Genomic DNA, 17,260 nt, shown 5'->3' on the forward strand with positions numbered 1-17,260 from the left:
GGTTTTGCACTATAAATATGGCAAAATCTTTATCAAAAGCCAAAAATACCATGCTCTATAAACCCTTACCTTTATCTTTCTTATACTGCTGATTATCCAGATCTACACTCCCTTTTTTGCCACTTACGGCTTCACTAACATCTTTGTTGATACTGGTTTGAATATCTTTTCCATCTGTTCTATGTCTTGATAATTGTTCTTGGTCATAATTGGTCTCCTTCTTAATTTCAACATGACCTTTACTATCTGTTTCGACCTTATAATCAGTTTTTGCCAAGTTATTCTCTAGCTTGTCAACTACAGACATATCTCCATTTTTTACATTTGCCCTGGCCGCTTCAATTTTTTGCGTAATCGCATCATTTTCAAACCCTTTATCAAACTGAATCTTCTTATCCGGACCAGTCTCAGCAAGTTTGATCTCTCTTCCCATATAGCTGGTAACCAGCAACAACTTATTATTACTCTCTTCCTTTCCGAGTGTATTTTGCTTTTCAATAGCTTCTTTCGCCTCAGAGGCCAATGCATACTTTCCAATTACCTCCCTGTGGTCATCTTTTTCTTTTATGAGACTAAACGGGCGCGAATTTTGAAGATCTTCGTTAAAGTCTTTACCAAACGGCCGGTGGATAACTACCTGATTCTCTAAGCCCTTTTCGCGGATTAAATGTTCTTCAATCTTTTGAAAATACTCTACTTTTTTCGGGAACTGTATCTCAGCTGTTGTATCGCCAGTTCTCCTGGCCTGTACAACTTTAAAGTCGTCACCCTGATTTAAAGCATTTTCAAGACGGGTTGCTGCTTCATCTATATTTGGGCTTTTAAGTATAGCCAAGGCGCTGTACTTTTCATTAGTCACCAGACCTATTTCCAGGTTGTTATTCTTCCCCTCCAACTTATCCAAGATCTGAATATTGGACTTAACCCCTCCAAGGTCATTATCATTGGCCAAGACCACCTTCTCAGGCTTCAACTGGTAAATTTCATTTTGTAAAATAATCGGCTGGTTACTACTGGGGCTTCCTCCCGTAGAATAATAGATCGCCTTCTGTGGTTTGTGCAACTGATAATGACTTAATGAGTCAATAGGACTTTCCGTGATGATGATAGATTTTGGGGCATCAACTTGCGACGAGCTCCAAAGGCCTATGTCCCGGAATCCGTCAATCTCTTTTAGATTCTTGTTCCTTACAATCAATCCGATCGTCCCATCTTCGCTATTTAAGGGAAATGCAGTATTTACGATCTTACGATCGTCGGACTTGTCAAAATGTGCTTTTGTAATGGATAATCTTTCCATCTTTTCAATATCAGTCAGAGGGGACTGCTGAGAATTAAAGCTCTTTATCGTCGATATGTAATCTCCCGAATAGTTTTTGGCCTTGGCCAATTCAACAGCTTTACTATGAAGCTCCTTAGAGGAGCTGGCAGGAAATTTTTCTTCAATCAGTTTATTTGTATGCTCTTTTAAATCGAATGTTTTATTGAAAACTCTGTTTTTAAAAGACTCACTATCAATGGTTTCATCCGAAATACCCCGTTCATGAAGGTATTTTCTGTCTTTCAACTCCTTTAATTGAAAATCTCGACTCAAAGCAATGTGGCGATCCTCTGAAACCTCAATCATTCTATTATCCCGCGATACCGTATGAGGCTGCTCTAAATATTTATCTATTCGTTCAAAAGTATCCTTCCAGTTATTAGAGCGATTGAATGCAAATTTTACCGCATTACCCTTATCACTTGGATCATTGACGTTATAATAAAAATCTCCGTCCTTCCCATTTCCAATAATGATTTTCTCATCATCCTTAACTAAGGTCGGCCAACGTCTCGATGTCTTTTCATGATCTGTTTTATAACCAAACTCTGACTTGGCAAAGTCTTCTAAACTAATGCGAGAAGCAAGTTCATTTAAGTCTCTTTTCATAGTAGTTTATATTTTTTCAAAAATAATGAATACTTTGCGTATGTATAAATGAATACTAAATATATTTATTATTAATTTCTACTGCTATGAAGTACGCTCAAAAAATTGACAAACCTAAGGTTATCAGGATTTTAACTAGTGCGTTCATTAACAATCCAAGTGTAAATTACATAATTAAACAGGATCGTAAAAAAAGAGAACGGGTTGAAGCTTTAATGGACTACAGCTTCGAAGTTTGTTTCAATTCTGGAAAAGTCCTCTTAAATGATAACGAAACAGCTTGCGCCCTGGTGTCCTTTCCCGACAAAAAAAAGTCCTCGATATCTTCCATTTTGAATGATATCAACTTTGTATTTAATGCCGTAGGCCTTGGAGGTGTTACCAAAGCCATGCAACGAGAGAAAATAATCCATGCAAATTATCCCAACTCCAACATTTACTACCTCTGGTTTATTGGCGTTGATCAAGACCAACAGGGTAGGGGAGAAGGTAGTAAATTACTAACAGAAATTTTGAAGGATGCCGAAGATTATGCTCGGCCGGTATTTCTTGAAACCTCAGTATCCAGAAACATTGATTGGTATCAAAAGTTTGGATTCGAAGTCTACAATAAGATTGATTTCACCTATGATCTGTACTTACTAAAACACGCTTAAATGGGACGAATTGCAGGGACTGACATGCATGTGGTGACATTCTTATTCGTTGTAGTGGAATTATTAATGTTCACCTCACAAACAATTTTGTTTTTATCGAGACCTAAGGATAGCGATAGAAAGTATTACATGATACTGCTTGGACTACTAATAATAAAAAATATTGCTAGCGGTCTCTTTCCAGATCCAGGGTTCACCAATATACCTCTGGCGGTTCAGTATGGACTTGCCTATGGCGCAGGATTCGTTATGGCTAGCTATTTCCCCTTTTACTTTTATCGGGTATTTGAACTAAATGGTCTTAGGTGGCATGCGTTGTACGGGGTGCCTTTATTAATACTCGTACCATTTTTCCTATTCTTTCTAAGTGAAACCATAATCACTGGAAATATAGAAAGCTCTATAAATCATGGACTTATATTGCCGGGCGTCTATGGACTAATCCTGTTATTCATTATCCTAAGTGAAATAAGAAAGAAATATCTAGGCCAAGTTAAGAGCAAAAATTACTTCGAGGTGATTGCTGTTTATGTGGCAATTACACCATGGGCATTTCTGGCTTTTTGCGCATTTTACAGAATCGAGCAGGTTAAGGAGGTTTTCTTGACAAATGCCGGCTTCATCGTGATCACAATACTCTTTATCGGCAAAGGAGTTAAGACCGACCGGGACTCACATTTGCTCCTTGAAGAACTTTCCAACCGGAAGGTTTTCGATAACAATCAGGTTTTTGAACAAAACCTTACAAACTACAACTTAACGGCCAAGGAAAAAGAGGTTGTTAATCATATCAGGGAAGGGAAAACCTATAAAGCCATTGCTGACGAGTTGCATAGATCTGAGCGTACGGTAACAACACATGCAGCCAATATATTTTTTAAGGTAGGCGTATCTAATAAGGTAGAACTCCTAACAAAGCTGGAAACGATTGACATTAAGGAAGAAAAAGCGCCAAATTGAGCTCATTTGAGTGCCTACGTAAATATACTTAGAGAAAAATAGTATGTTCTACGTAGGCATTTTCTTTAAAAATACAGCATTCTACGTATTGTCTGAGAGTTTTCAATCCCAGAATTTTGGAATCAGAAAACGACGGTAAGAATGTAATAAAATTAGCATGCTTATGGATATCTCTCCCGGCTTCTACCCTGTACTGATATATTATTTAATTATAGGGATCATAGTATTTATCATCACACTATTAAAACACAGGTCAAATAGTAAGATTAACAATAGATAGTTTAGACTTTGTGAAATGACCCATTAGCCCCAATTAACATTGACTGCAATGAAAGTGAGAATTCAGGGTGAACGAGAAAATGATTATGCGATACTAAAATTTCTCAGAGGTGACAAAGTGCCTGAAAAGCCTCTCTCTGCAACCAAGCCGGCAGTTGAAATGCAACCACAGGCAGATGTAACTGAAAAACGCGCGTTAATTGGAGATAAGAAGGCCGACCGTATTCCCTTAAAAAAACTTACCGATAAAAGACATCCTCTATTTGATAATGATGATTTAGAATTGGCTCTCTTCACAAGTGCTTCGAAACAAATTGAAGAATACAATGCTAACAATTAAAGTTTCACTTAAATCAATAGTCGATTATGAAGGTAAAATTAAACAAGTGGGTTGCATGGGTCTCTCCGACAATGCAACGCTTTCAACAATTTGCATACCTATATGGTAGGACGTTCGCAATCCTCTCCATTATTATGCTTTTGACTAATGACCTGGCATTTGCACAAGGTTTAAAAGGTTCTTTTACAAAGCTAAAGGAACTCGCAGTTGTCTTGGGTAATCTAATTTTTATCATTGCAGTTATATGGGGGCTGGTAAAAACAGTAGCTGGATTTGTCAATAATAGCCCCAATGCGGTTAAAAACCTTATAATGCTCTTTGCAGCGGTAGCGCTTTGGTACGGTTTCAACACTCTGGTTGAAGATGTCAAAACAAGTATGGGGGATGGAGGATCAGGAGGATTTCAAGGAGATCAATAGGCTATGGCAATGCAGGTTCGAAAAAAATTGGAACAGCCCGTAAAAATACTATCCATGGAAATGTATAACCTGGGCTATATGTTAGCATTTGAGCTTGTCTTTGCTGTCTCATTAGGGATAATCAAAATTTGGTGGCAGGTACCAACATGGGTCAATATATTTCCCATAGTCTTTTTAGTAACGGTAATATATATACTCAAATGGGGAGCTGGTAAAAATCATCCCTCTTATATCATATCTCTTATTTCATATTCTCTTTTACAACCGAGAAAACTTCGTTTCCAAAAACCAAGCTGGAAGCGGGGCGTTCCTAGAAATGTATAGGACATGAGTAAAAAAACATTTTCAGATTTATTCCCAGTGTTCTCACTGGAAGATAGGAAACTATTTTTCCAAGATGGGAGAGTAGGGATAGGCTTTCGTGTAGAGTGTCCGGAATGGGAAGAAAGGAGCGTGAGCGAAATAAATGCATTCAATGCTCAGTATTCTGCATTTTTGAGAACCCTGCCAACTGGTGCAGCGTTACAAACGCTCCATTTTTATTATCCGACAAAAGATCATCTTGAAAGAAGATATAATGGCTACTTCTTCGACAAACTGGCTGATTTTTACGACGAAAAAATAGAAAAAAACTATCATGAGTGTTACAATTTCCTAAGCTTCGCTCCTGAAAATGAGATTGATAGAAATGCCGCAAATACTTTTTATTCCCTGGGGAAAAATATAACATCTAATCCATTTAAGGGAATTACCCGAACGGCCAAGAACTTGGAAGACTACTCACTCACCTTTAAAAATCAACTCGAGGCGGGCAAAGTCCATCAAAAAAGATTATCGGATGAAGAACTCGAAAGTGTTTACTACAAGTACTTTAATCAGGAATTTTATCCTGAACAAACCGACTTTACGCGTGAAATACATCGTGGTGGTAATCATGCATTGGTGGGTGAGAAAAAACTTCACATCATTACAATCAGCAGCCAGGCTGCGCAGGTAGAAAATGCTGCTTACAATGACTTCGGAGTAAGAGTGCCTTTTATCAGCCCACTATTGATGGGGTTAACAATACCTCATGTATTGAGTGTAACGGTAAAAAAGGTAAATGACGAGAAAGTTCTGGGCAAGTATGACACTGAAAGAAAAATCATCAATAATCTTCAATGGTTAGCTTCTCAGGAGAACAAGATGTATGCAGAAGAAGCAGAAGAATTTACCGAAGAAGTTCGAAAATCAAACAAAGGAGTGTTTCGTATAAACATAAGCGTTATAATTTGCACGAATCGTGAAGATTTAATTCTAGACTACATCAATAAAACAACGTTTGCTGTCAAAAAGATGAACGCAACAGAATGTTATGTTGAAACTTTTGATACAACGAATCTTTTGTTCTCATTAGCGCCGGGGAATTCCGGCCAAATTTATCGGTGGCTTACAGTATCAGGCGATAATGCATCAGTCTATAATAGCTATGTAACATATTATCGTAATTCAAAAAGAGGTAAAGAGCTAGTTCTGGACAGGTTTCTCAACCCGGTGTACTACAACTCATTTGAAGAACATATTGCAGGAAAGAACTTTATAGTTATTGGGCCGACAGGTAGTGGGAAATCACTTACCATGGGTTATATGACTTTACAGCGTTTTGAGCGGGGAGCGGTAACGATCATCCTTGATGTTGGAGGCACATATTTATCTCTTATAACTGCTCTTAATGGTACTTACAGAGAGTATTCTCCAAGTAAACCACTGAATTTCAACCCATTCATTTTTGAAAGGGAGCCAGACAATACCTACAATATTTCCGGGGATACAGGAAAAGACAGGATAATTTTTATCTCGTTGCTTTTGAGCACAATCTGGAAAGGAACAGGTGGCATTGTAAGCCCAGCCGAAAATGCTCTCTTGCTTCGGTTTGTCGAAAATTACTATCATTTTTTCAATTCCAGCCAGCCAGCCGCCGTCCCAACTTTAACTGGCTTTTGTGACTTTCTTAAAATTTATTTTAAGGATCTGAGAAAAACCAAGGAGTTTAAGGCAGTAGGAGACAATTTTAACCTTGATAATTTTCTTATCTGCATGGAGCCATTTTCAACCGGCCTGTACAGAGAAATGCTCAATTCATCTAAATATGAAAATCTGTCTGATAGTAAGCTAATCTGTTTTGATCTGAAAAGGGTAAAGGAAAATCCGGTGCTATATCCTGTTGTTACAATGCTTCTCATGCAACTCGCTCTGGATGTTTTGTCCCGGTATCCCGACATTGAAAAATACATGATGCTTGACGAAGCCTGGACAATGCTCTCTGGATCTATGGAAGGAGTCATTGAATATATGTATAGAACGATCCGTAAGGTTAAAGGATCTATTGGGATAATAACACAGGGATTTAATGAGATCGAGAAAAGTAGTATTGGCAACACAATCATAGTTAATACGAGTACTAAATACATTTTATCGCATCATGAAGATCTAAATGGCATTGACAATTTTTCTCAACCTCTCTCATTTAACTCTCATGAAGTTGAAAAAATAAAGGGTCTCCGACGGATGCCTGGATATCGGGAGATTTTTGTAAAACAAGGCGAAATAAGCAAAGTGTATGTGATCTATCCGAATTATCATCTCATTGCAATTCTTACATCAGAGCCGGATGAGCGAAATAAGTTACGCGAACTACAAGCCAAGCATGGCGATATCCACAAAGCGATCGATGAGTTTATAAAACTTAAACAAAACAACCTGATATGAACAACCTGCCTGAATCTGCCGCCTACTTTGTAAGTGAGGTAGAAAACATTTTGCCCAATATCTTGAAAAGTTGTTTACTCCTGATTCCATTGTTCCTTTTTATACAGGTTGCTTACAGCCTGGTTACTGGATTAATAGTTGAAAAGGATATTACCTATGATGTACGGGGTCTAATTAGAGGAATTCTGATCTGGATAACCGTTGCTGGGTATATGGTAGGAATGGACGCATTCTCATTGGCTTCCAGATACTTGGAGGAGATGGTTCCAAAAAGGAATGTAATGGAAGTCCTTACACAGGTATCAAAGAATGTAATGACTAATGATATTGATCTAAAAAAGGAAATTCAGGATGCTGGTAACAAGGATGTTGATGAAAGTGGAAACCCAACTACCAGAATAACCGATCCGGATGCATCCAAGGACACCAGAGTAGCTTTTAATAATTCGACGGGTCAAAGTAGATATTGGTGGGACATTTTTGGGTCGATGCAAAAGATGAAACGTACAATTATTGACAGCCTTACCATGTTTCTGGCCGAAGGTTTAGCACTTATAATCCGTTTGTCTATGGAGCGGATCCGGATGGTCTTACTCGGGTTTCTTTATCTGGTTGGCCCAATAGCACTCAGCTTATCAATCGTACCTGCGTTTCGCGGTTTAGCGCTGCATTGGTTTAGAATATGGCTGTCAACTTCACTATGGGCGCTAACATTGGCGATTTTAGACAGTTTGATGATTGCATATTATGTATCAGCAACAGCAAATCCGATAACACCAATGGACGCAACCGGATTAATCGGTAATCTCGATTTCGTAGTTGTAATGTTCGTTTTTATTGTTTGCTATCTGCTCACACCTGTCTTAACAAGCTATTACATTCAAGCATCAGGTGCATCAGAAGTAGCCAGCGCAGTTGGTAGGACAGCACAAACATTATTACTGGCAGGAATGGCACGGGTTCCCGCTCTGGCCAGATTCATGGGTGGCGGCAAATCCGGATCAAATAATAATCCATCAAATTCGCCGGAATCATGATAGTAAATCATTTTGAAAAAAAGTTCAATGCGCTATCCATTATAGCAATCGCCGCTACTGTTGGATTCATTGGAATTAATCTGGTTTGGTTATACTACTACAACCTGGTTAGAGAAGAGTCAATGCAATATGTCTATGTAACAACAGATTTAGGAACAATTGGAGCACAAAGAACAGCATATATTCCAACAATTTACGAAGCTGAAAATATGGTGGAAGATTTTATGGATAAAATGTTTTCCCACAATGCCGAAAATTATAGATCCAGGATTGAGAAAGCAAGAGGCCTAATAAATCTTCAGGATTGGCTAGCTATATACAAACGATTTAAGGATGAACAGGTTATAGAAGGTTATAATAGGTATAACTCAGGAACTAATCTCGCAATTGACTCAGTAAAAGTAAATATTGGGACAGAGCCTTATCAGGGAGTTGCATACACCCGACAAATAATAAAGTACCAGGACCAACTTATTGAAAATCCTGTTGCGGCAAAATTTGAAATAATCAGGGTGCAAAGATCTCCGGCAAATAAATATGGCCTACAAATCATCAATTTCTCTTTTATCGACTACAAGATTAATAAGAAAATAGAATGAAATATTTAGTCATGTTACTCGCGTTTACCGGATTAACAGCTTACGGCCAAGTTGATACGGTCTATGTTAATACTGAAGGAACAACCTATATGGTGTTCGACAATGATATTGAAATATTCAACTTTGGAAATGCTCAGTATACTGGGGCCGCCGAATCGGGAAACATGCTATTCCTAAAAGCAACCCAGCCAGGTGCCAAAGCAACAACACTGCTTGTTAAATCAACCGGTGGGAAAATTTTTATGGGCTTCATCGGTTTCAAGAATAATCCGGAAAAACCATTTTGGGATCTTCGAAAGGAAGACAAAGATGAAGTAAATGATGGTCTTATCGAAGACGCTAATATCCTAAAATACAAGGGAAAAAACACTTTAAATATTGAGAAGAAAATGCTGTCACTTCTTAATGAGCGTAAAAACGACATTGCTAGTGAAGTGAATAACAATATTAGCCTGACTCTCCACAATGTAGCGAATGATAAAGAGGCTTCTTATTTCAGATTTAATCTGAGAAATAACAGTACGGTCATTTATCACATTGACTTCATCTCTTTAAGCTATAAAGATCAAAGGAAAGCAAAAAAGAGAAATACCGTCGAAAATCAAAATACTGAAGTTCTGCCAATTTCCCAAAACGTCCCCGAATCCATTCAGCCACTTTCTGATGAAGAATTGCTCTTTGCAGTTCCACTATATTCACCAGGAAGGAAAGGCTTTTTGGAAGTGATCATTAGAGAGAAGAAAGGCGTTAGAGCTGTCATCATGAATGTGAAATCTAAGAAAATTGCAAAAGCTAAATTGCTATGAAATGGAAAAGATCAAAGAATTTTTCACGAGTAAAAGGAACAAGACAGCCGTAATTATAGCCGCTGCAATATTATTTATTTCAGCAGCTGTAGGGATTCAGTATGTAGGCACCGGTGATCACCAGACCATGTATCAAAATATTCGGCTGAACCCGAAAGATGATAAACGTGGTCCAAAATACAGCGCAACCAAGGAAGCGGATTCTATTTTAACAAATTTATACAATAGTGGGGATAGTCTCAAAATTGAAGAGATGGATGCTAGAACCGGAAAATTTCAGTTTTTTAGGGGAGTCGACCTTTTAAAATATGGAAAGAAAAACAATCAAAAAGTCGACACCGCTGTCCAGGCATCTGTGCCTACGATCCAGAAAAAAGACACCATCATTGAAAAAATCGTATACGTTAACAAGCCAAGTCCAAAAAGAAAAGCTTCCCCCAAAAAAATACTCACTGAAAATGAAGGGACTAAAGAAGCTCTGTTAGAATTTAACACGCATCACGCAGTAGATAGATCATCTAATACAAAAGGAGGCCCATCAGGCAACTTGGTTACTGCTGCGGTTTTAGGTAAACAAACGGCTAAGTCGGGACGTAAAGTCCGCTTCCGTGTTACCAAGCCCGTTCAAGCAGGAAATTATCTGATTAAAGAGAACTCAATAATAACTGCGGTCAGCCTGGTTGGAGGAACCAGGATTCTTTTCAACTCGGTATCTGTCACCGATAATACCGGCCAGGTAATTCCGATTTCCTTATCTCTATATGATAAGGATATGTCACTAGGCCTCAATTTTGACCCAGACAATCCCCAACGCGAACAACTCAGAACACAAAGAAATCAAACTGCCGGCGACGTTGTAAGTGATGTTGTTGATGGCGTTCCATATGCCGATGGCCTAGTTAATAATGCCATTGTAGATGCTAGTGGTGCTTTGGTTAGGGGTGGAGTGCGAGCTTTGACCCAAGGAAGGTCTCAGAAAAAACGGAATGAAGTTGAACTACCTGATGGCTACAAAGTAATATTTAGTATTAACCAACAAAACAAAGCGCTATGAAACGGAATCTAATTCTTCTAATGCTCTTCATTTTATTTTTAATACCGCAAAGTCATGCAGTTATAACCATCGATGTAGCTGGCATACAAAGACTTATTGCATTAATGAATATACTTGGAAAGAACAAAGCTCAATTGAAGCAGCTTAAACAGATCCACCAGCAAACCAAAGGGACAAAACTCAATACAGAAAATATATTTGAGTTGAATCTGGAAATAGAAGAACAGCTTAGGAAAACCGGAGAATTTGGAAAAATCTTATCAAACTCACCAGCTGGCCAAGATGTGTATGCGGATCTTCGAGAGCTAGAAAAACTGGTGAAAATAGGCTATCCCAAAGCAGAGAATTTGGTCAACTGGATGGCCGTGACTGGATGGGAGGCAATCCAGTATATGGATGCAAAACAGGTTACTGAAAAAAGTGGTGTTCAAATGTATGAGGCCTTAGTAAAAAACTCGACACTAGAAACCGCTGGTAAAACATACAGCGACGTAATCTCTTCAGTTAACTTTTCTCACATGGCCATGTACGGTGGACAAACAGCTATACAGAAAAGAAAGATGCAGCTAGCACTTACATATCTTAAAACTGCTGATAAACTCGAACAAAAAGCCCTCTCAATTTCCGAAGGTATTAAGAGTGGTCAAAATGGAACGAAGATCTCAATAAAAAATAAAGACTTTTCAATTGACGGTCTCCTGGATGGTTTTGCTGATGCTGTCAGTGGCGGCGATATATCTCAGGTTTTCTCCGGAGCAGGCAGTAAGACTGTTAATGTCGGTGGCCAAAATTTTGTCGTAGGGGGGGATGGAACAGTGGTGAATTCCGCAGGACAAGTTATTGGAAAAGATATCTTTTTTGGAGTGCACGAAGAAGCGGCTAGCAAATCTGAAAAGGGGGTCGATAAAGACGTTTTTAAGCAGGTGGTAGACGAGCGGAAAGCAAATTTTGAAGCATTCCAAAGCGCCGAAATCCAAAATGAGATTTTAAAGAAAATTCAAACCTCCGATAATACCGACTACACAGCAGGACTCGCAAACGATTATACTGGTCCGTTTAAATTGGGTACAGGAAGTAATGGACTGAGAATGACTACTGGAGAGCGGATCATGGCAAACAAAGCAAGTATCGACCTATATACCAAGTCGCAAGAATTGCGGGAGAAGGCAGATGCACTTTTAAAGGAAGCTCTTGCTAAAACACCGATTCAGGAAGCAGTGGATGGAGTAATATATAGAAATTATCAGTTGAACGAACTTGGCAAAATAAGGTTATGAAAAACACATTAATAATTCTTCTGCTCATCACTGGATGTAGCAAGCAGGACGACAAAAGAGATATTTTAAAATCCGAGATTGCGGGTGTCGTAATTAAAACGTACGATGCTACACGTCAATATATGGATGGTACAGGTAAGATTGATCAGCAGAAAATAGTCTCGAACTTCAGCCAGAAATCAAGAGAGTATATGAAAATTGCGGCCGTAGCTGATGTAATTTTTCATGGTGGTGCCATCTACAAAAATGTGCAGGTTATTTCTACAAATGTAAATAAGGAACAAAATGGTGCATATGTTACCTGTGAGGGAATTCTGAAAGTTACTGGTCAAAGAGAGAAATTCTCTCACAACCTGGTTCTAGAAAATGGTCAATGGAAGATTGCATTACTTTGAAAATATAGTACCTTAGTCCAAAGATCACTTTGTTTGAGGTTATCTTGTACCCCGTCAGCCTGTCCGCTGCGGGGTATTTTTTTAAGCCCACTACTCTCCTCTGGTCACAAAGAAAAATTGAATGATTCTTGTGTGTCCTCCATCCCTGCATTTCGACAAAGCACTATTGAGTCTAATATTTTTTCTATAATATACATACCAAATTCTCCCTCAGAAGAAGAAGATTGAATGGATACACACTGTCCTGGTGTATATCTTGTTGTCTCCAAAATAACAAATACTGCCAGATCCTCACCAGTAAATGAATCACGAAAGACTATTAAACGCTGACTTTCCATTCTTCTTTTAAGCATTTGACGCTCAGTGCTTACCTGGGGTCACAAAGTTTGTATGCTTACCTTGTGTACTGTGTTTCTCTGTAGAATATGAGATGCTCAAAAATCCTGTGGTATCACTATTTTTGCGGTTTCAACATAGTTCTTTTCATGGCCAATATCTATACTATTCCAAATACCGACTACACAGTATCAAAAGAGGCAATTGAATGCCCTCATTGTAGCGTATCAATCGTACCAGATCTCTTTCATGCAATAAAAATCTCCTCTAATGGCAATAGGCATATTGTTGCATTTGCATGTTGTGTAGAATCTATGTGCGAGCTTCCTTTTTTATTGGAGTTTAAACAGAAATACAGTCCGAAGGATGAAAACTGGAAGACTAAGCCGTTTATTCAGCAAGATGTGTACAATTATGAATACGAATCTAGTCTTCCCGAAGATTTAGATGCAATTCGCGACGATGACAAGCGTCCATATTTAACAAAATTTTTTGAAATCTATGAACATGCGCATCAGACTCATGAACAAGGATTTACAGAAGTTTCAGGTACAGGATTTCGTAAATCATTTGAATTTCTACTAAAAGATTATGCAATTTTTTGTTTCCCTAATGATAAAGACAAGATTGCCTATCAACCGTTACAACAAGTTATAAAACGTTTCTCGGAAAATAAGCAGTTAAATATTGTGGCAGAGCGAGCGGCATGGTTGGGCAATGACCAAACTCACTATACCATAGAATGGGATGAAATGGATGTGGATGACTTGAAAAATTTGATAAAATCAACAGTATTCTGGATCCACCATGCTGAGTTTGCGAAGGATCTCCTTATTTCAATGGCGGATAAAAGAAAGTAGGGGCATAAAAACCGCAACAATTGAGCAGTTTATGAATGCGAACAAAATGGTTAAAAAAGTACGCGTAATAAAATTTTGAAATCAGGTAAATAATACGATATTTTGAGAGGAAAGCTCGGAAGGGAAAAGAAGAGTAAGGAGAGAACCTGAGCAGTAAGCTAGTTTTTCAAGTTTAACCCCATAACACTGAATACAAATCATGAAAACGCAAGCTGAACCAATTGATATCAAGGAGGATATTATGATTCCCATTTATCTTTCAAATGGAAGTTTCGAGGCCAATGAAGAGTTAATCCATGTAATCCAACGCACTGCGTTAGTCTTGGGACTATCTACTGTGAATGATCTTAGGGCAGTCACGGAGGAAGCTTTCTTTGAAATTTTTACACCTTTGATGAATGCCCATTATGGATTAAAGTAGTACGTTATGGTTCAGATTAATTGCACCCAAAAACTGGCTAAATTTGTCAAAAATGGTATTAATAACGGTTTACCCCGCACAGATCATGACTGGAGTGCTCATCTATTTTTTATATCCGGAAGAAAGTGCATCATATTCGTACACAAGAAGACCTTATACACAGTGATGCTTTTTGATATTTTCAAAAAGGATATGACTCACATCAGCCGGCTTTTCCTGGAAGCGTATATCCACCAACTTAAATCGGACAATATACTTGGAAGTCATGAAGCGCTGATCAGGGATCTAAACAAAGAAATTAAGTTGGTCTCGACCGACAATGACAGAAAGACCCTTGGAGCAATTAATAATATTGTATCGATCCTCCAAGGAGCTACTGCCACGGGAGAATTTGCAGATTTGGAATCAATCCGAAACTTTGCATCCGAGCAGGTCAATAAAATGCCATGGCAGGCGCTGGATTATGGCTGTTCAAAAAATAGGATGTCGCAGATGCTAAGTCTGATTAGTGGCAAAACCGTATCCCTTCTTTGACTTAACCAAACGCGGCATTGGCCAGGTTGCGCTTAATTCGCTGGCACTGCTTATTTTATTTTCTATGTTTGCTGCTGCATTGATACTGATTGGAAACAGGAAAAACCTTCCTTTTAGATAATGTATAAAAGAGGTTCCTAATCAACTACCTTACGGATCAGCTTGTATTCGTCAGCTGCCAAAATATCTAACCTGCCATCGGTTGCCACCACAATCTGATCACGGAATTTTTTAACCCGTGAAAGCATGGGTTCTATGATCGTATTGCTGTGACTGACAAAATCGTAAAGATCTTGCTGACTAGCGGGCAATTTATATCCACGTGAGCTACTGGCGACAAGTACGCCGGCATCTCTTAAAGGTGCTATCACCTTTGTTTGGAAGTAATGCAACGAAACATTTTTTCCCCTTCTGGCCCCGACATGTTCCATGAGCTCGAAGCTGGTGATGTACCGCGTAGGGTTGATGTGCCGGAAATGGAATAGGAGATAACCCAGGCAACTGACCTGATCGATACTTTGCTGTGCCCGGTCAGAGGATTTGCGGGAAAGAAAGCCGTTAGCGAGTTTTACGCTGAGCTCAGCCAGAAGCGGGTCATAGTGTGGGCCCGGCTCGGGCAGGTTTGCCAGATTCTGTTCAAAGGCGTCCGGCCAAAACTTGATGGTTAGCAGTTTTCTTTTGAGAATATCTATGAATTCTGTGCGCTGATCGGTGATCACAGTTTCATCATAGCACCTGGCCAGACTGCCAGCAATAAAGCCTGCCGTCTGGACTAACAGATTATTTTGAACCTTGGTAAAACCGAAAGTTGATTCGTTGAAAAGATTGGAGATGTGGTTTTGCTGGACATAGCTGATTAAGCCTTTCATAAAGCTTTCATCGCCGGGCTGGTTGGTCACCAATTCCAAATCCGGAAATAATCCAGAAAGTTCACGGTCGGCCAGTCCGTGCATGAATTTGAATAGTGATCCTTTGAAGCGAAGTCCCTGGCCGATCAGCTGCCGTTTATCAACGATGAGGGCGAATATCTTGAAATCGACTTCGTGAAGATCTTCCAGAATCTCTCTTCTTTTAACGTGATCGTTACCAATCACATCAGAATCGATGTTATTTCTGTTGAAATACCTTTTCTGAACTGCTTCCAATATGGAAAGTGCCTGAGCGAGACCCTCGTTTCCTGTAACGATTGCTGTAACGATAAAATGGGTCGAAGCCAGCTGACCAGTTGGGCTCTTTTTAGAAAAGTCCAGTGAATTATTTCCCCATTCACTCAGGTAGGCTATGCGGTTTTGCATCATATTCTATCTGGTGGCCTGATATCAGTCATTGATAAAGACCGCCGATTCAGCGTGGTTAATGGAGCAATTAATTTCCGGGTTCAGCTTCGACTTTTGGTTTACGCCCTCTGGGCTTTCCAGTATAGGGCGCTTTTTCAACTATTGTTTCAGGCGATATCGCCAAAGCGTAACCTGCAACCCCTTCATGATCAAAAATGGATGCAGTGAAGACATGTTTGCTGCCAGCATAATCAATTCCACCTTTTGACAGGATTAAATCCAGGGCCAGAGAATAGCCACGGCCAGTCCGCACAATAGCGAAGGCGTTTGACTGATCTGTCGGGATCAAGTAAAGGTTTTTGATCTTGCGTTTTCCCTGATCAGTACCCACCTGAAATTTTGTGTTCTCAGGCTCAATCCCTAATTCTTCAATCGTAGCTGCCAGAAATATGATTTTTCCTGCACTGGAAATGTACCCCGTAGGGAGCGTCTTTACTTTGACTTTTTCTTTTGTTTTTGGCTGGTTTTCTTCTGGAAGGAAAAATCGGATGTCTTTTGGTGCCATTATTTGCTTTGGTTAATGCATATTGGCTGCAATATAGTACTAGTGCATAGAAAAATTTAAAAATTTGAATGGTATGATTTCCAGAGGCCTTTGATATAGTATTCATTTCACTGGCTTAAATTTTTTATGTTTCTGATTGCACACTTGACCCATATTAGTCATGAATAAAAATGGAGCAATTATTATTATTGAAGACGATGAAGACGATCAGTTTTTACTGGAACAGGCATTTAATGAGTTAGGCTACGAAAATGATCGGATGTATTTTCCAGATGGCGTTGCAGCGCTGGAATATCTGCATGGTGAAATATCATTGCCATTTTTGATCCTATCAGACATTAATCTGCCTATGCTCGATGGGCTTGATCTAAGAAGAAAATTGAAGAACGATGCTGATATGAACCTAAAATGCATCCCATATTTGTATTTGACAACCGCTTTGAACCATCAGGTTGTTATAGATGCGTACAGCGCTTCGGCCCAGGGCTTTTTTGTCAAGCCATCCAGCTATGAAGATATCAAGGATACCATCAGGTTGATCGTTGAATACTGGAGAAAATGTGCAACACCAAATAATTTTTTAAAATGAGATTTCTGCATATCAGGCTTTTTATCAGAAAAATAGTCAGAGTAGTAAGAGCGTAATTATGAACTAAATTATTAGTCCTACAACTTCTATTTAACATAAGATAACTTATACAACAATGTATTACACTGATTTACAGCATATTAATTAATTTGCTACTATTTACAACGTATATTTGATC

General features: G+C 38.9%; 19 protein-coding genes. 15 read left to right on the plus strand and 4 right to left on the minus strand.

Features of this window, described 5'->3' with window-relative positions:
* Nucleotides 1–55 precede the first annotated feature (55 nt).
* The gene (locus E0F88_RS32085) at nucleotides 56–1,930 is read right to left on the minus strand and encodes a toprim domain-containing protein (RefSeq protein ID WP_131962653.1); all 1,875 of its coding nucleotides are present in this window, start codon (nucleotides 1,928–1,930) and stop codon (nucleotides 56–58) included.
* Nucleotides 1,931–2,016: 86 nt separating this feature from the next.
* On the opposite strand from E0F88_RS32085, the gene E0F88_RS32090 reads away from it, so the two are divergent.
* From E0F88_RS32090 to E0F88_RS32140, 11 genes are all read left to right on the plus strand, one after another.
* Nucleotides 2,017–2,586, plus strand: a complete 570-nt coding sequence (locus tag E0F88_RS32090; RefSeq protein WP_131962655.1) for a GNAT family N-acetyltransferase — start codon at nucleotides 2,017–2,019, stop codon at nucleotides 2,584–2,586.
* The gene (locus E0F88_RS32095; protein WP_131962657.1) at nucleotides 2,587–3,546 is read left to right on the plus strand and encodes a response regulator transcription factor; all 960 of its coding nucleotides are present in this window, start codon (nucleotides 2,587–2,589) and stop codon (nucleotides 3,544–3,546) included.
* Nucleotides 3,547–3,874: 328 nt separating this feature from the next.
* Nucleotides 3,875–4,165, plus strand: a complete 291-nt coding sequence (locus tag E0F88_RS32100) for a hypothetical protein (protein WP_131962659.1) — start codon at nucleotides 3,875–3,877, stop codon at nucleotides 4,163–4,165.
* A gap of 26 nt (nucleotides 4,166–4,191) precedes the next feature.
* Nucleotides 4,192–4,584, plus strand: a complete 393-nt coding sequence (locus tag E0F88_RS32105; RefSeq protein ID WP_131962661.1) for a hypothetical protein — start codon at nucleotides 4,192–4,194, stop codon at nucleotides 4,582–4,584.
* A gap of 327 nt (nucleotides 4,585–4,911) precedes the next feature.
* Nucleotides 4,912–7,332 carry a VirB4 family type IV secretion system protein gene (locus E0F88_RS32110; protein WP_131962663.1) on the plus strand — a complete coding sequence of 807 codons (2,421 nt, stop codon included), beginning with the start codon at nucleotides 4,912–4,914 and terminating at the stop codon, nucleotides 7,330–7,332.
* Nucleotides 7,329–8,369: a TraJ family protein gene (locus E0F88_RS32115; protein WP_131962665.1), complete on the plus strand. Its 1,041-nt coding sequence runs from the start codon at nucleotides 7,329–7,331 to the stop codon at nucleotides 8,367–8,369. The genes E0F88_RS32110 and E0F88_RS32115 overlap by 4 nt, the downstream gene beginning before the upstream one ends.
* Nucleotides 8,366–8,968: a hypothetical protein gene (locus E0F88_RS32120; RefSeq protein WP_131962667.1), complete on the plus strand. Its 603-nt coding sequence runs from the start codon at nucleotides 8,366–8,368 to the stop codon at nucleotides 8,966–8,968. The genes E0F88_RS32115 and E0F88_RS32120 overlap by 4 nt, the downstream gene beginning before the upstream one ends.
* Nucleotides 8,965–9,774 carry a DUF4138 domain-containing protein gene (locus E0F88_RS32125; RefSeq protein WP_131962669.1) on the plus strand — a complete coding sequence of 270 codons (810 nt, stop codon included), beginning with the start codon at nucleotides 8,965–8,967 and terminating at the stop codon, nucleotides 9,772–9,774. The genes E0F88_RS32120 and E0F88_RS32125 overlap by 4 nt, the downstream gene beginning before the upstream one ends.
* A 1-nt stretch (nucleotide 9,775) precedes the next feature.
* On the plus strand, nucleotides 9,776–10,828 hold the full coding sequence (gene traM, locus E0F88_RS32130) for a conjugative transposon protein TraM (protein ID WP_131962671.1): 1,053 nt from the start codon (nucleotides 9,776–9,778) through the stop codon (nucleotides 10,826–10,828).
* On the plus strand, nucleotides 10,825–12,105 hold the full coding sequence (locus tag E0F88_RS32135) for a hypothetical protein (RefSeq protein WP_131962672.1): 1,281 nt from the start codon (nucleotides 10,825–10,827) through the stop codon (nucleotides 12,103–12,105). Before traM ends, E0F88_RS32135 begins: the two co-directional genes overlap by 4 nt.
* Nucleotides 12,102–12,500 (plus strand): hypothetical protein, encoded by a 399-nt coding sequence (locus tag E0F88_RS32140; protein ID WP_131962674.1) that lies wholly within the window; start codon nucleotides 12,102–12,104, stop codon nucleotides 12,498–12,500. The genes E0F88_RS32135 and E0F88_RS32140 overlap by 4 nt, the downstream gene beginning before the upstream one ends.
* A 104-nt stretch (nucleotides 12,501–12,604) precedes the next feature.
* Here E0F88_RS32140 and E0F88_RS32145 read toward each other — a convergent pair whose 3' ends face one another.
* Nucleotides 12,605–12,838 carry a hypothetical protein gene (locus E0F88_RS32145; protein WP_131962676.1) on the minus strand — a complete coding sequence of 78 codons (234 nt, stop codon included), beginning with the start codon at nucleotides 12,836–12,838 and terminating at the stop codon, nucleotides 12,605–12,607.
* A 147-nt stretch (nucleotides 12,839–12,985) separates the two neighbouring features.
* Between E0F88_RS32145 and E0F88_RS32150 the strand changes: the two genes are divergently transcribed.
* From E0F88_RS32150 to E0F88_RS32160, 3 genes are all read left to right on the plus strand, one after another.
* A complete protein-coding gene (locus tag E0F88_RS32150; protein WP_165940219.1) occupies nucleotides 12,986–13,696 on the plus strand; it encodes a DUF4145 domain-containing protein in 711 nt (236 codons plus the stop codon).
* 199 nt (nucleotides 13,697–13,895) lie between these two features.
* Nucleotides 13,896–14,117 carry a hypothetical protein gene (locus E0F88_RS32155; RefSeq protein WP_131962680.1) on the plus strand — a complete coding sequence of 74 codons (222 nt, stop codon included), beginning with the start codon at nucleotides 13,896–13,898 and terminating at the stop codon, nucleotides 14,115–14,117.
* A 6-nt stretch (nucleotides 14,118–14,123) separates the two neighbouring features.
* Nucleotides 14,124–14,651, plus strand: coding sequence for a DUF6933 domain-containing protein (locus E0F88_RS32160; RefSeq protein WP_131962682.1), 528 nt, complete (start codon nucleotides 14,124–14,126; stop codon nucleotides 14,649–14,651).
* A gap of 137 nt (nucleotides 14,652–14,788) precedes the next feature.
* On the opposite strand, the gene E0F88_RS32165 is transcribed toward E0F88_RS32160, so the two are convergent.
* Nucleotides 14,789–15,949: a DUF3800 domain-containing protein gene (locus E0F88_RS32165; RefSeq protein WP_131962684.1), complete on the minus strand. Its 1,161-nt coding sequence runs from the start codon at nucleotides 15,947–15,949 to the stop codon at nucleotides 14,789–14,791.
* Between the two features lie 67 nt (nucleotides 15,950–16,016).
* Nucleotides 16,017–16,493 carry a hypothetical protein gene (locus E0F88_RS32170; protein WP_131962686.1) on the minus strand — a complete coding sequence of 159 codons (477 nt, stop codon included), beginning with the start codon at nucleotides 16,491–16,493 and terminating at the stop codon, nucleotides 16,017–16,019.
* Nucleotides 16,494–16,653: 160 nt separating this feature from the next.
* Here E0F88_RS32170 and E0F88_RS32175 point away from each other — a divergent pair, with 160 nt between their 5' ends.
* A complete protein-coding gene (locus tag E0F88_RS32175; RefSeq protein ID WP_131962688.1) occupies nucleotides 16,654–17,082 on the plus strand; it encodes a response regulator in 429 nt (142 codons plus the stop codon).
* Nucleotides 17,083–17,260: the final 178 nt, after the last annotated feature.

The organism is Dyadobacter psychrotolerans (assembly GCF_004349265.1).
Classification (GTDB): Bacteria; Bacteroidota; Bacteroidia; order Cytophagales; family Spirosomataceae; genus Dyadobacter; species Dyadobacter psychrotolerans.